This is a genomic window from Brevibacillus sp. NL20B1, assembly GCF_018195675.1.
GTDB classification, from domain to species: domain Bacteria; phylum Bacillota; class Bacilli; order Brevibacillales; family Brevibacillaceae; genus Brevibacillus; species Brevibacillus aydinogluensis.
Genome location: NZ_JAGTPT010000006.1, coordinates 23,841 through 37,615, shown reverse-complemented (window position 1 = coordinate 37,615; position 13,775 = coordinate 23,841). Strand labels below are relative to the sequence as shown.

The 13,775-nt window shown below is 56.1% G+C and carries 16 protein-coding genes and 1 other annotated feature; of the genes, 5 read left to right on the top strand and 11 right to left on the bottom strand.

Features of this window, described 5'->3' with window-relative positions; genetic code table 11:
- Nucleotides 1-55: 55 nt before the first annotated feature.
- Entirely contained in the window at nucleotides 56-499 is a 444-nt protein-coding gene (locus KDN35_RS05840) for a CBS domain-containing protein (protein ID WP_171565661.1), read from the bottom strand.
- Nucleotides 500-814: 315 nt separating this feature from the next.
- Nucleotides 815-895: a putative holin-like toxin gene (locus KDN35_RS20225; protein ID WP_171565708.1), complete on the bottom strand. Its 81-nt coding sequence runs from the start codon at nucleotides 893-895 to the stop codon at nucleotides 815-817.
- A 191-nt stretch (nucleotides 896-1,086) separates the two neighbouring features.
- On the opposite strand from KDN35_RS20225, the gene KDN35_RS05830 reads away from it, so the two are divergent.
- Nucleotides 1,087-1,431 carry a YugN family protein gene (locus KDN35_RS05830; RefSeq protein WP_171565662.1) on the top strand — a complete coding sequence of 115 codons (345 nt, stop codon included), beginning with the start codon at nucleotides 1,087-1,089 and terminating at the stop codon, nucleotides 1,429-1,431.
- Between the two features lie 83 nt (nucleotides 1,432-1,514).
- Entirely contained in the window at nucleotides 1,515-2,684 is a 1,170-nt protein-coding gene (ftsW, locus tag KDN35_RS05825) for a putative lipid II flippase FtsW (protein WP_171565663.1), read from the top strand.
- A gap of 56 nt (nucleotides 2,685-2,740) precedes the next feature.
- On the opposite strand, the gene KDN35_RS05820 is transcribed toward ftsW, so the two are convergent.
- Both KDN35_RS05820 and KDN35_RS05815 read right to left on the bottom strand, forming a co-directional pair.
- Nucleotides 2,741-3,073, bottom strand: a complete 333-nt coding sequence (locus tag KDN35_RS05820) for an Asp23/Gls24 family envelope stress response protein (RefSeq protein WP_171565664.1) — start codon at nucleotides 3,071-3,073, stop codon at nucleotides 2,741-2,743.
- A gap of 51 nt (nucleotides 3,074-3,124) precedes the next feature.
- Entirely contained in the window at nucleotides 3,125-4,780 is a 1,656-nt protein-coding gene (locus KDN35_RS05815; protein ID WP_212132349.1) for a thiamine pyrophosphate-binding protein, read from the bottom strand.
- A gap of 134 nt (nucleotides 4,781-4,914) precedes the next feature.
- Here KDN35_RS05815 and sleB point away from each other — a divergent pair, with 134 nt between their 5' ends.
- Nucleotides 4,915-5,670, top strand: a complete 756-nt coding sequence (gene sleB / locus KDN35_RS05810) for a spore cortex-lytic enzyme (RefSeq protein WP_171565666.1) — start codon at nucleotides 4,915-4,917, stop codon at nucleotides 5,668-5,670.
- Nucleotides 5,671-5,725: 55 nt separating this feature from the next.
- Here sleB and KDN35_RS05805 read toward each other — a convergent pair whose 3' ends face one another.
- Nucleotides 5,726-5,983 carry a hypothetical protein gene (locus KDN35_RS05805; protein ID WP_171565667.1) on the bottom strand — a complete coding sequence of 86 codons (258 nt, stop codon included), beginning with the start codon at nucleotides 5,981-5,983 and terminating at the stop codon, nucleotides 5,726-5,728.
- A 168-nt stretch (nucleotides 5,984-6,151) separates the two neighbouring features.
- Between KDN35_RS05805 and cax the strand changes: the two genes are divergently transcribed.
- The gene (cax, locus tag KDN35_RS05800) at nucleotides 6,152-7,195 is read left to right on the top strand and encodes a calcium/proton exchanger (protein WP_171565668.1); all 1,044 of its coding nucleotides are present in this window, start codon (nucleotides 6,152-6,154) and stop codon (nucleotides 7,193-7,195) included.
- Nucleotides 7,196-7,286: 91 nt separating this feature from the next.
- Here the strand turns inward: cax and fosX are convergent, their stop codons facing one another.
- Both fosX and KDN35_RS19850 read right to left on the bottom strand, forming a co-directional pair.
- Entirely contained in the window at nucleotides 7,287-7,700 is a 414-nt protein-coding gene (gene fosX, locus KDN35_RS05795; RefSeq protein WP_212132348.1) for a FosX/FosE/FosI family fosfomycin resistance hydrolase, read from the bottom strand.
- 309 nt (nucleotides 7,701-8,009) lie between these two features.
- Nucleotides 8,010-8,210 carry a hypothetical protein gene (locus KDN35_RS19850; protein ID WP_249178948.1) on the bottom strand — a complete coding sequence of 67 codons (201 nt, stop codon included), beginning with the start codon at nucleotides 8,208-8,210 and terminating at the stop codon, nucleotides 8,010-8,012.
- A gap of 3 nt (nucleotides 8,211-8,213) precedes the next feature.
- Between KDN35_RS19850 and KDN35_RS05790 the strand changes: the two genes are divergently transcribed.
- Nucleotides 8,214-8,642, top strand: coding sequence for a hypothetical protein (locus KDN35_RS05790; protein WP_249178947.1), 429 nt, complete (start codon nucleotides 8,214-8,216; stop codon nucleotides 8,640-8,642).
- Nucleotides 8,643-8,742: 100 nt separating this feature from the next.
- On the opposite strand, the gene KDN35_RS05785 is transcribed toward KDN35_RS05790, so the two are convergent.
- From KDN35_RS05785 to KDN35_RS05770, 4 genes are all read right to left on the bottom strand, one after another.
- Nucleotides 8,743-10,080 (bottom strand): sodium-dependent transporter, encoded by a 1,338-nt coding sequence (locus tag KDN35_RS05785; protein ID WP_171565671.1) that lies wholly within the window; start codon nucleotides 10,078-10,080, stop codon nucleotides 8,743-8,745.
- Nucleotides 10,081-10,143: 63 nt separating this feature from the next.
- Nucleotides 10,144-10,396 (bottom strand) — a binding site (T-box leader).
- Nucleotides 10,397-10,499: 103 nt separating this feature from the next.
- Nucleotides 10,500-10,778 carry an Fpa/YlaN family protein gene (locus KDN35_RS05780; protein ID WP_029099385.1) on the bottom strand — a complete coding sequence of 93 codons (279 nt, stop codon included), beginning with the start codon at nucleotides 10,776-10,778 and terminating at the stop codon, nucleotides 10,500-10,502.
- A 157-nt stretch (nucleotides 10,779-10,935) separates the two neighbouring features.
- The gene (locus KDN35_RS05775; protein ID WP_212132347.1) at nucleotides 10,936-12,108 is read right to left on the bottom strand and encodes a MalY/PatB family protein; all 1,173 of its coding nucleotides are present in this window, start codon (nucleotides 12,106-12,108) and stop codon (nucleotides 10,936-10,938) included.
- A 134-nt stretch (nucleotides 12,109-12,242) separates the two neighbouring features.
- The gene (locus KDN35_RS05770; protein ID WP_212132346.1) at nucleotides 12,243-13,772 is read right to left on the bottom strand and encodes an AbgT family transporter; all 1,530 of its coding nucleotides are present in this window, start codon (nucleotides 13,770-13,772) and stop codon (nucleotides 12,243-12,245) included.
- Nucleotides 13,773-13,775 lie beyond the last annotated feature (3 nt).

The window sequence follows — 13,775 nt, the reverse complement described above, 5'->3', positions numbered from 1 at the left end:
AGATGGCGGTGTATCATGCGCCTTGCGATTGAGCAGAACGCTCCGCGCCAGCAGCTTAGTGGCGGGGCGCCGGTTCGGAGATTTCGTACAGCGCTTCGCTTGCTTCGTCGTGGTGTGCCTGGCGGACCGCCATGTCTCCCAGCGCAACAATCCCCACCAGCTTGCCGTTCTCCACCACCGGCAGACGGCGAATCTGATGCTGGGCCATGATTTTGGCCGCTTCGTCCACCGTCATGTCGGGCTGACCCAGGATGATGTCGCGGGTCATCACCTCTTCCACGGCAGCCGAACCTTCCCGTTTTTCGGCCAAGCCGCGAATGACGATGTCGCGGTCGGTGATGATGCCGATTACGTCCTGCTTCTCATCCACAACGGGGATGACGCCGACGTTCCAATCGCGCATTTTGCATGCCACTTCGTAGACGTTATCTTTAAGCGTAACAGTAGCCACGTCTTTCGTCATGATCTCGCGCAGCGTGCGGTTTTCCACTTTTGCCATCTTCTTCTCCTCCTTGTCGCTGGTAACGTTTGTAGTGTGTCCGACCCTCATGAGTTTCATGCAAAATGGGACAAGCGGCGTGATTTCCATCTGGAGATGACCGGGTACCTTGTGATAAGATGAGAACATGATGCTGTCAAAAACGGCATCACTCTTGTGTTCGCCCCCAGGCTTATTTGCCGTGGACGGACGCAAAAAAAGACCGCCGGGTGGGGCAACACCCTACGGTCGTAAGTACAATAGACGTTCCCCAAAAGGGGGGCGGCTCTGCATTCCTGATTGTAGACCCCCTGGCTGTTTTAGCTCAAGGGAGGTCTACTTCTTTTTACTAGACGACAGCATTAAGACTAAAGTCCCGAACGCCAGCATAAGACTTAGTGCTTCGAATACTGTCATGCTATCACCCCCTTTCCGATAACGGGGATGAACCGACCACCCTTGAGGAGCCCACCTATTGTGTTACACGATTATACCATATAATGGGAACAGGGTCATCATTCTTTAGGCTCGATATATCCATTGCGCTGTATCCAAAAACAGACTATCATAAGAAAGTGTACAACTTACCAAATGTAGGAGGAACGTCAATGGTAATCAAAGATACGGGAATCGGCGGCAAGGAAGTCATGCTCACCGATCTGGATCACTACATGAAAGATCTCGGATTTACCCGCGGCGCCTGGGATTACCGCCATGCTACATACGATCACAAAATCCTCGATAAAGGCAACACGTATTACCTGCGTATTGAAGCCAACGTAACCGAAGGCAAACTGGAAGATCCCCATGCCGTGCTGAAGCTGGAAGAACCGTACATGGGCAAACACCTGTTCCCGCACGGTCTGGATTACGATTCTCCGATTCCGGATTCCGTCGTGCAGTCAGCCAAACGGAAACTGCAGGTCCTGAACGAGAAGCTGTCCGCGTATTAATGCGGCATTCGCCCAATTGAAAAGAGCGCACACGTCTACAGAGAGGCATCCCCTCTCTGTTTCACGTCAAGGGGGGGTTCGTAATGAAGACACGGGGCGTCCCCGATTTCCTGCTGTTGCTGTTGACCGCCCTGCTGGTTGGATTCGGCATCACCATGGTCTTGAGCGCCAGCTCCATCTTTGCCCTGACCAGCTTCATGGGAAAAGGCTGTACGGTTTGCAATGGAGACGAACTGTACTTTGTCAAACGGCAGGCAATGTGGCTGGTAATAGGTACCATCGGCATGCTCATCGCCATGAACATCCCCTTTTCCTTTTACAAGCGCAATTTTCTTTTGATTGCGCTGATCAGCTTGCTCGCCCTGCTGCTGGTCTTGATCCCTGGAATTGGCAGCAACACCAACGGAGCCCGTTCCTGGTTCAGAATTGGTTCCGCCACGATTCAGCCGGTGGAATTTGCCAAGCTGGGGCTGATCCTCTATATGGCGGCGATCGTGACCAAAAAAGGAGAGGGTATACGCAAGTTGAAAACAGGTCTGATGCCCCCGCTCGTCGTGACCGGGGTGTTTTTCCTCCTGATCATGGCCCAGCCGGACCTGGGGTCGGCCGCGATCGTGCTGGGGACGGCTATCATCATCCTGATCAGCGGCGGAGCGCGGATCGGCCAACTGTTTCTGATCGGCTTTCCGGTGACCTCGCTGGCGCTGGTCAGCTACATCCTGGCGAAGGAACACGCCTTGGGTCGGATCACCGCCTTTTTGGACCCTTGGCAAGATCCTCGCGGCACCGGCCTGCAAGTCATCCAGTCGTGGATCGCCATTGCTCACGGCGGGTTTTCCGGCACCGGATTCGGGAAGAGCATCCAGAAATACTTGTACCTTCCGGAAGCCCATACCGACTTTATCTTCGCGATTATTACCGAAGAGCTGGGCTTTATCGGTGCCACACTCTTTCTGCTGGTCTACCTGCTGTTTCTTCTGCGCGGCTTTCACATCTGCCTGCGCGTCAAAGACACCTTTGCCAGCCTGGTCGGGATTGGCATCGTCAGCATGATCGGGCTGCAGGCGTTCATCAATATCGGCGGCGTCACCGGGCTGATTCCGCTGACCGGTGTCACCCTGCCGTTTATCAGCTACGGCGGCTCATCCCTTCTGGTCAGCATGGTGTCGACGGGCATCCTGCTCAGCGTCTCGCGGGAAGTCAGCCGGCAAAAAATGGCCGAACAACTGCAAAAGCAGCCGTACTCCGCCTGATGCTTCGGGGAAACGGCCAACCCATAAAAAAACGACCTGTATCGACAGGTCGTTTTTTACGTGAGATCGATCGCGTCGACACGGACATGGACAGCCTCCACGCACAAACCGGTCAGCGATTCGACGATCTCCTTCACTTTTTCCTGGAGCTGGCGGCAGACGTGATGAATCGGCAGTCCGTATTTGACCGACACCCGTATCTCGATGCTGGCTCTCCCGTCCACAAGCGACACGGTAATGCCTTTTGTGCCGCCGCTGATGCGTTTCGCCAGGTCCTGGTACAGCCCGCCGGAGTGCACGGAGATGCCGGATACCTCCCCTGCCGCCGTCCCAGCAATTACCGCCACCACTTGATCCGCCACGCGGATTTCGCCGCGCCTTTCCTCCATGGCGCCCCCTCCTTCCTCTCTCCGTCACAGGGCTGCGGCCGCGCTCGGTTATCAGATTTTTCTTTCATTATAAACAGAAGAAGCTTGGGCTTGAAAGGGGATTTCTCGTTTTCGCTCAGTCAGTGTCGGAAGCGTGCACTGCACGTCGAGAAGTGTCAGACGGTCGGACGCACACACCTCGGCCAACGCGGACGCCAGTTCGCCCCTGCTCCGGATGGATCGCGCCGACACACCGCAGGCCCTGGCCCACTGGACGAAGTCGGGGTTTTGTAAACGGGTGCCAAACGGGACGAGGCCGCTTTGTCTCATCTTCCATTCCTCCAGCCCCAGCGTTCCGTTGTTGACGACAATCAGCAGAAACGCTGTCTCTTGCTCCACGGCTGTCATCAGTTCGGACATGTACATCTGCAGGCCGCCGTCTCCCGTCACGCAAATCACCTGCCGCTGCGGCTGGTTCAGTTTGGCTGCAATTGCCGCGGGAAGGCCGTACCCCATCGTCCGCCACTTCCCGGAAAAAAGCGGGCGCTGAGAAACGGCGCGAAAAGCACGATTGAACCAGATGGTGTGCTCACCGGTATCCAGCGTGATGACGGCATCGTCGTCAACGGCCCGGGACAGCGCGTGCATCAGCGCCTCCGGTGTGACCGGCTGGTCGGGCCCAGCGTCGACGGCTTGTTCTGTCTCCTGCCAAAATGCAGCGTGCCACCGCTCCACTCGCGCCATCCAGTCGAGGTCGGGACGCTTGTTCTCCAGCCGGCGCAGCCAGAGCGGCAGGACCTCTTCCAGATCTGCCGTCACTGAAAACAGGTCGGGATGGAAGTGGATCGACTCGATCGACCGGTCTACCTGCACCACCGGCAAGCCGGCCGGGATGTATTCCTGCGGGAACCAACTCGCACCGAGAATCACCAGCAGATCTGCTGCGGCCAGCGCGTCCAGACCGGCGCGGCTTCCTCCCTCGCCCAGACCGCCCAGCATCAGCGGATGGGATTCCTCTATGACGCCTTTTGCCCCCAGCGAAACCAGCACTCCCGCTCCCGCCTGCTCCGCCAGCCGTTGGCACGCATCCGCGACGCCGCGCGCCCCGATCCCGAGAAGCATGAGCGGTCGTTTCGCCCGTCCAATCCATTCCGCCGCCTGCTCCACCTCCCCTCTGTTCGCGCGCAAGCCAGACGCCTGCCTCGGCAACTCGGGGATCAGCGGACAGCCGGTCGTACGGGAAAAGACATCCTTGCACACCGCCAGATGGGCGACGCCCTGCTGCGACTCGGCCGTGACAAAGGCTCGCTGGAGCACCTCGCCGATCGCCTGGGGATGGGTGACCGTCGTCGTGTACCGGCAGATGGGACGCATCACGTCTTCCTGGGGCACGTACTGCTTGTACTCTCCCCCCAACTTGTACGTCTCCACCTGTCCGGTAATGGCCACGACCGGAGCCCGATCCGTCTGGGCATCGGCCAAACCGTTCAAGAGCTGAATGGTGCCCGGACCGCTGGTGGCCGTGCAGACAGCCGGCTTCCCCGTCAGTTTTGCTTCCGCGGACGCCATCATGGCCGCGGCCGCTTCGTGGCGGCAGGCCACATAACGTATCTGCTGCTGCTTGCCGAGCGCGTCCAGCCAGGGCAGAATCGCGTCCCCGGCGACGCCGTAAATCCGGGTGACTCCCCATTGAGCCAGTTGTTCGGTGATGTATTGAGCCACTTGCATCCTGTATCTCCCCTTTCGCGTCTAAACGTCGCATGACCTAGTATGCCGTTGTTCCCATCATTTTACTATCCAAATCTGTCCCAAATTGGAGAACCTAACAGGCAGGATCAGGCGAATCAAAAGGAGGATGAATCATGAAACAGCCTGTCAAATGGCTGGTGGCCCTGCTGGCGATCGCGCTGCTCATCACCTCGGCGGCGATCGTCTCTCCGAAGCGCTCCGACGCGTTCAGCGATCAGATCGTCAAAGTGGGCGCACAGGGCAAGGACGTTCGCGAAATGCAAGGACGGCTGAAATACTTGGGGTTTTACACCGGCAAAGTGGACGGGGTATTTGGTTGGCGGACGTACTGGGCCCTGCGCAACTTCCAGTACGAATTCGGGCTGAAAGTAGACGGGGTGCTGGGGCCCAAAACAAAGCTGAAATTGTACAACGCAACGAAAAACTGGCGTCCTACCGCGGAAGAGCTTGGCGTGCCGCAGACGGCCAAGACACCGACCAAGTCGAAAGCGCCCACCTACCACGCCCACGGCATCTCGGAGAACGACATCCGGCTGATGGCAAACGCCGTCTACGGCGAGGCCCGCGGCGAACCGTACATCGGACAGGTGGCAGTGGCAGCTGTCATCTTGAACCGCACGCGTCACCCGTCATTTCCCAACACGCCGGCCGGCGTCATCTTTGAACCGCGCGCCTTCACAGCTGTGGCAGACGGCCAGATCTGGCTGACGCCGAACGAAACGGCTAAAAAGGCTGTTCAGGATGCGCTGAAAGGCTGGGACCCTACCGGCGGCGCCATCTATTACTTCAATCCGGACACGGCCACGTCCGCCTGGATCTGGAGTCGGCCGCAGATCAAGAAAATCGGCAAACATATTTTCTGCCGGTAACGGAAAGCAAACAGGCACGGTCATCATCCGTGCCTGTACGTTTTGCCGCCGACCATTACGGCCGCTGTCCCCGCATATGTTCCGCCATTTTGATAAAGCGTTCTTCCTGTTCCGTCGTGCCGCACACGCCGCATTGCACCAGGATGCGCTCCCCCCTGTACGGCTGGTGAAACGCATCCAGTTGGTCTGACGACAGTTCCGCCACAACATCGCCAGTCTGCGGGTCCAACCGCACATAGCGGGGGTTTTGTTCAATGACTGTGAACCTCATCCGGTTCGACTTGCATGTGGGGCACAGATACGGTTTAGCCATGCGGATACCTCCTCTGACGATGGTTCACCCGTTAGTTTCCGCCAATCAGGCCAGGCTATACCCGTCTGCCAGGTTCAAATTTCTCGTGACAAGCGCATCGGTTTTGGCTAAACTAAAGAACATCGCATCAAATGGTATAAAATGTTAAACCTTTATCGAGGTGAACGTATGAATCGGCAATTGTTCTTTTTCCTCGTGGGGGGCAGCTTCCTGTTGGCAGCGTACGCCCATTACTTTACGGACAACGAGCTTTTCCGCTTTGCAACAGCATCGTTGGCCATTATTTTTCTTGCCGCCTGGCTGGGAAAATCGACGGAGAGCGTCGCCCATTACGCCGGTGACCGCATCGGCGGTTTTCTCAACGCCACGTTCGGCAACGCAGCCGAGCTGATTATCGCCTTTTTCCTGGTCAAGGAAGGACTGTTTGACATGGTCAAGGCCTCCATCACCGGCGCCGTCATCGGGAACATGCTGCTGGTGTTGGGACTGAGCGTGCTGCTGGGCGGATTGAAATTCAAGGAACAGACGTTCAACAGCAAGCTGGCCGGCCACAACGGCTCGCTGATGACGCTGGCGATCGTCGCGCTGTTTATTCCCGCCGTGTTCATGCAGCAGCTCCCGCCGGCAGAGATCGGTACGCTCAGCATTGTGATTTCCGTCGTCCTGATCATTGCCTACCTGCTGTGGCTGATCTTCTCCATGGTGACCCACCGGGAATTTCTGTCCGACATCGAGCCGCACGAGAGCGAAGCCGAGTGGTCCAAAGGCGTCTCCATCCTGATGCTTGCCCTGTCCACGGTCTTCGTCGCCATCGTTTCCGAATGGCTGGTCCACAGTGTCGAGCATGTCTCCCAGTCGCTGGGGTGGTCGGAGCTGTTTGTCGGGGCGTTTGTCATCGCCATTATCGGAAACGCCGCCGAGCACAGCGCTGCCCTGCTTCTGGCCATGAAGGGGCGGATCGGAGCTGCTGTGGAGATCGCCATCGGCTCCAGCCTGCAAATCGCCCTATTCGTGGCGCCGACGCTGGTGCTCATCAGCCTGCTTCTGGGGCAGCCGATGGACATCGTGTTTACGCCGTTTGAGCTGGCCGCGATCGGCGTCGCTACCTTTATCACCATATCGATCACCAAGGACGGTGCCACCAACTGGTACGAAGGCGTTCTGCTCCTGACCGTCTACATCATCATCGGCACTGCCTTCTTCTTCGTCTGAGAGACAGACTGCCCGATTCGGCAGCCTCAGATTGCAGACAGACGAGAGGGATGGATAATGAAAAAGCTCGGTATCATGCCGAGCTTTCTTATTACTGCTGATCAACCGCCCTGTACGCGGATAACCGTTCCTCCAATGTGCCCGTATGCAGTTCAAACAGGTTGTTATCGTAATCGTAGAAGTAGATGGAGTATCCTTCCCCCTTGATCCTGGGGCGAGGAGGTTTCATCTCCAGGCGCAGGGCTTTGATTTTATCGAGATAGTAGTCAATGTCTTCTTCCTTGATTTTGAATGCCACATGGTGATAGGTTCGGTTGACGATTTCACTATTTTCCATGACCGCGATCCACTGCCCGCCGATGATGAAAAATCGTTCACGGGATATCGAGTGGGTCTTGTCACCGCTGTAATAGACCTCTTGCGCCTGAAACAATTCCTTGTACAACGCAGTTGTTTTCTCCAAATCCTTTACCACAAATGTAATGTGGCTTACACTTTCAATCATGCCTATCATCCTTTTCTCACAACATTGACAAAGTATTTTGTCTATCTTCACCAATCTCATTCCGTTGTGTTCCATCCCACTGTGTAGACGAAGAAGTACCCGGCGATGTTTCCAAATGTTTCGATCAACCACCATTCCAATACGTGTTCCCTATCCGTTTATCGCAGGTAACGCTTGTTAATGCCACATTCCGTGTATATACTCGGTATATCTGTAAATATATGAAAATTTCGCGAATGGGTCGAAACAACAGCGATCCGATCGTAATTATCCAGAATATACAAAGGAGACACATCTATGGAGTTTATTTTAACCCATAAATGGATGTTCTTGATTCTCGCAGAAGTCATCTTTTGGATTTCCATCATCACTTTCTTGGTCCTCAGGTATTGGTTTGGCAAAAAAACACTCAGTTTTGTGTTTTTTCTTCTCTTTATTATCAATGACCTGTGGATCGCTTCCCTGGGCTTTTTCGATTATTTGCAAACAGGGCAGTTTTCCAGCTACCAAGTCGTGATCGTAGTTGTTTTTCTCTATGCGATCACGTATGGGAAAAGCGACTTCAAAAAACTTGATTACCACATCCAAATCTATGTCGCCAAGTGGAAAGGGGAACCTGCTCCCGCTATCGCTCCGCCGAAAAAACTGGTCGGCAAGGAACACGCCAAAAAAGAACGGAAGCATTTTTACGTTCATCTGGCCGTCTATGCGGCAGCACACCTGGTTTTCTTCTTGCTGTACGGGCTGTCCTCACGAATCTATGAAATGGCAAGCATGAACCAGTTTTTTGACGAGTATTTCTCATCCATGGAAGGAACACTGCCGTTTGCCAATCAAACCGTCAACAACCTTAGCAGGGTTTGGACCTTGATCTTCATAATCGACAGCATCATCGCACTTTCGTATACCGTATTTCCAAAGGGCGGCAGGAACGCCTCCTAGACGTTAATCATTTCTGTAAATAAAATAAAAAAGCCTGCAGACGTGTTCTTCGACGAACCCTTGTCTGCAGGCAAGGACTGCCCGATGCGGCAGTCTTTTTTTATAGAAAGCCAAGCGAGTGCATAAACACCACAATGATGGCAAGCGGTGCCGCATACCTGAGCAGCAGCAGCCAGGCGGCAAACAGCTTCCGGCCCAGCGGTGTATGGGCGGTAAGCTCCTGCATCAGGATTTCCCGCTTCATCTTCAGCGGCACGAACACCGCGATCAACAGCGCCCCCAGCGGCATCAGCACGTTGCTGACAAGGAAGTCGGCGGCGTCAAACACGGATTTGCCAAAGAAGGTGACGTCCGACAAGGCCCCGAAAGAGAGCGCGGACGGAATCCCGACGATGAAAATCAGCATGCCGACAATCCAGGAAAGCCGCTTTCGTTTGACCTCGTCCCCCTTGGCGAGCGAAGCCACGATCACCTCCAGCATGGAAAAGGCGCTCGTCAGCGTGGCAAACAGGAACAAGGCAAGAAACACCAGCAAAAACAGGGAGCCGAACGGAATATGCTCAAACACCGACGGCAGGACGATAAACAACAGGCCCGGCCCCGCCTCCGGTTTCACGCCGAGTGAAAACACCGCCGGGAAGATGGCCAGCCCCGCAAAAAAGGCGACCAACAGATTGAGACCGACAATCGATCCGGCCGATTTGACCAGGTTTTCCTCTTTGCCAAGGTACGAGCTGTAGGTGACCATCACCGACACCCCGACGCTCAACGAGAAGAACGACTGCCCCATGGCGTACAGGATCGACTCTGCGGACAGTTTGGAAAAGTCCGGCATCAGGAAGAACGCCACCCCGTTTCCCGCTCCGTCCAGCGTCAGCGAACGGACCATCAGCACCAGGAACAGGATAAACAGCCCCGGCATCATATACCTGTTGGCTGACTCGATCCCGCTTTGTATCCCGCGAGCCACAACCATGATCGTCACCAGCATGAAGGCGCATTGCGCCGCGACGGAGCCGATCGGGTTAGCGATTACGTCCAGGAACAACTGATCATAGGACTGTCCGATCAACTGTCCGGTAAGACCGCGAAAGAAATAGGTGAGAATCCAGCCGCCGACCACGCTGTAAAATGACAGCAGCAGAAAGCAGGTAGCCACCCCGAGCCGCCCGATCCAATGCCAACCTGTACCCGGAGCAATGGTGCGGTAGGCGGAAATCGCCTCCTGTTGGGTGCTTCGTCCGATGACGAATTCCCCCAACAGCAGCGGCATGCCGATCAGCACGGTAAACAGCAGGAACAGGAGAAAAAACGCCCCGCCTCCGCTGGTGCCCGCCACATAGGGAAATTTCCAGATGGCCCCGAGCCCGATCGCTGACCCGGCGGCCGCAAGGATGAACCCCAATCGGTTCGTCCACTGTTCCGTTTGGTTCGTCATTCACGAACTCCTCCTTCATCCAATCGTCTGTCCTGTATACATAAATAAAAAACTCGTCCCCACGAAAGGGACGAGTTGAATTACTCGCGGTACCACCCTGATTAAGCCAAAGGAGCCTTCAGGTGAAGGACAGCTGCGGCTTCACTTTTGCCATTGATAACGGGAATGACCCGGTGCTCCTCCTACTGGGACAATCGTTCAGAGGACAGCTCCAGAGGGAATTCCACGGGGCGTGCTTCAGAACCGCTTTCAGTCTCCGACGATTCCTCCCTGTCAAGCCGCTGGACCGTGTACTGGTCTCTGTCATCGCTTTTGACACAATGAAAAATGATATGTATAAATGTAAGGCAGTCATTGAAAAATTGCAAGGAGTTTTTCATGAAAATGAAAAAGCGAGGAACGTCTCCACCCCCTCGCTTTTACTTCTGCCGGTGTTCATGCAGATCGGCCAGCTTCCGCTCCAACGAACCCATGATCTCGCGGCCGATTTCCTCTTCGATCAATCCCAGACGGACGGCAAATTCTACTTCTCGCGACAGCCCGAACATCTGCGTGTCCAACACTTCTTCATACAACGGGCACTGCGGCATGGTCAGGTTTTCCATCTGTACGTCGATCAGTTTATAGATTTTTTCTGCGTCTGCTCGCAGCAATGCTAGCGCTTTTTGTTCCAGATCGGGAACCTTAATCTCTGTCAAAACCTATCCCTCCGTTTGCCACCATCCTTACCTTACATAGTACGCCATTCTGGGCCATTTGAAAAGGGGAGATGGGGAGACAACTGTAACCGGCTCGCTGCCAGTTACAACCGACAGCGCCAATGATTGCCCGTTCCCTCATTGTAATGAGTCCCCCTTACTCATGGAGCGCCCGTTCCAGGCGTGACATCGCTTCCTCCAGGACGACGCGCGGGCAGGCAAAGTTAATGCGCTGAAACCCCGCCCCTTCCTTTCCAAACACGGTCCCGTCATGCAGACCCAGCTTCGCTTTCTTGCGCACGAGCGCGTTCAGTTCGTGTTGGCTCAACCCCAGCCGGCGGAAGTCCATCCAGCCGAGATAGGTAGCCTCCGGGACAGCCATGGATACCTCGGGAATTCGCTCAGCCAGAAAGTCGCGGATGTACTCCGCATTCCCCTTCAAATAGGCGAGTAATTCATCCAGCCACGGCTCGCCGTGCCGATAGGCGGCAATGGCCGCTTCGATGCCGAACAGGTTGAGCACTGTGTGCCCCATCCGCCTGGCCGCCTGTCTGAATGCCCGCAGCAGCTGAGGAGCAGGAGCGATCACGAACGCGGTTGACAACCCGGCGAGATTAAACGTCTTGCTGGCAGAGACCAGGGTCAGGCTATGGCTGGCAAGATGATCCGGGAGGGAGAAATAAGGGACGTGCCGCCCTTTTTCGTAGACGAGGTCGGCATGGATTTCATCCGCCACGACCACGATGTCCCGTTCCGAGCACATCTCCCCGAGCCGCACCAGTTCCTCCCGGGTCCACACCCGTCCCACCGGATTGTGCGGACTGCACAGCAAAAACAATTTCGGCCGGCTTTCGTCCAAGATCTGTCGCAGGCCGTCCCAGTCGATGGTGTACCGGCCATTCTCTTCCCGCAGCGGATTTGGCACGAGTCTGCGTCCCAGGCTTTCCACCGCGTGATAAAACGGATGATAGACCGGCGTTTGGATCAGGACGCTGTCGCCCGGTTCGGTAAACGCTTCGACAGCGATGTGCAGTCCCGGCACGACCCCCGGCAACGTTCCCAACCAACCGGTGTCGACGGTGACGCCATACCGCCTGGCATACCAATCGGCCACTGCCTCGTACAGCGCATCGGGCCGCCCGGGATACCCGTAGACCGGATGCTGCGCGCGGCGAACCAGCGCTTCCGTCACTGCCGGCGGACACGCAAAGTCCATATCGGCCACCCACATCGGCAAGACGTCATCTGCTCCCAGCACCCGCTGGTAGTAATCCCACTTCAAACTGTTCGTCCCTTGTCGCTCAATCCGGATATCAAAGTGATGCTGCACTGTACTCCCCTCGCTTTTGCATGTTTTTTCTTTTCACCATACCCCGTTCTTTGGCAAATGTCCAAGCCTGAATGTCTCGTGTGCCCAAAAAAAGCGCCGCAGCCTCGTCAGCATGCGGCATTTTCCGTTTGTCCTCAGCGCGGGTAGACGCCGGGACCGACCGGCAGATCAAGGACAAACCAGACGACCATCTGTACCATCCAGATCAATAGGAAGGACAGCGCATACGGCATCATCGTCGCGAAGATCGTGCCCATGCCCGCGTCCTTCTTGTACGCTTGGTAGTAGGCCAGGATCAGCGGCAGGTAGGGATTTACAGGTGATATGGTGTTGGTCGCCGAGTCGGCGACGCGGTAGGCGACCTGGATGAACGCCGGATGGTAATCGAGCAGCATCAGCATTGGCATGAACACCGGAGCCAGCATCGCCCACAACGCCGAGCCGCTGGTGATGAACAGGCTCGCGAATGCGGTAAACAGCGTGAACCCGAGCACGACCGGCAGCCCGGTCATCCCGATGCTCTTTAGAAAATCAGCACCGCTCACGGCCAGCAGGATGCCGATGTTGCTCCAGTTGAAAAAGGCGATAAACTGGGCGGCCGTGAAGGCCATCACGATAAAGCCGGACATGTCTTTCACCGCTTCCGTCATGTAGCGCGGAATGTCCCTTGTACTCGTGATCAGCCCCATCTTCTTTCCGTACACGGCGGACACGGTCACGAAAAAGAGCAGAATCACCGGGATGATCCCCTTCAGGAACGGCGACGTCAAAAACCCTCCTGTCTGGGGATCGCGCAGGAGCGCTCCTTCCGGCACGACCAACAGAGCTGTCACTGCCGCAAAGACCAGGGCGGCGATGCAGGCTGCGCGCAGCGCCTTGTTCTCCCTGTCGCTCAGCTCCTCAAAGCGAACCTGCTGCTCTCCCTGATACTCGCCCAGGCGCGGTTCGATCACCTTGTCCGTAATCCAGGCGCCGATAAAGGACAGGAGAAAAACGGATGCGGACATGAAAAACCAGTTGTCCAGCGGCGAGACGTGGGCATGGGGATCGATCGTCCTGGCCACTTCGGTAGAAATGCCGGAAAGCAGGGCATCCGTGCCCGCGATGAACAGGTTGGCTGTGAATCCTGACGAGACCCCGGCCATGCCGGCGGCGATACCGGCGATCGGATGGCGGCCCATCGCCAAAAAGACGAGGCCACCCAGCGGCGGGATGATCACCATGGCCGCGTCGGAGGCGAGATTGCCCAGCACGCCGACAAATACCACCGTGAAGCTGACGATCGTTTTTGGCACGCGGGTCATGAGTTTGCGCAGGACGCTTGTGAGCAGACCCACTTTTTCCGCCAGACCAATCCCCAACGCCATGGTCAGCACGAGGCCGAGCGCCGGGAAGTCGGTGAAGTTTTTCAACATGCTGGTGAGAATCCAGTGGATTCCTTCGACGCTCAGCAAACTTTTCACCGGGACGGTTTCTCCTTTGCCGGGGTGTGTCACGGAGATGTCCAGTCCGGCGAGAATGGCTGAAATCACCATCATGATCAGGCACAGATACACAAAGAGCATAAACGGGTGAGGCAGTTTGTTCCCCACGGTCTCGATCCATCGCAACATCCCTTTTTGGTGTTGCAGCTCTGGCTGCATGCCTGCCGCTCCATGTGGCATGGT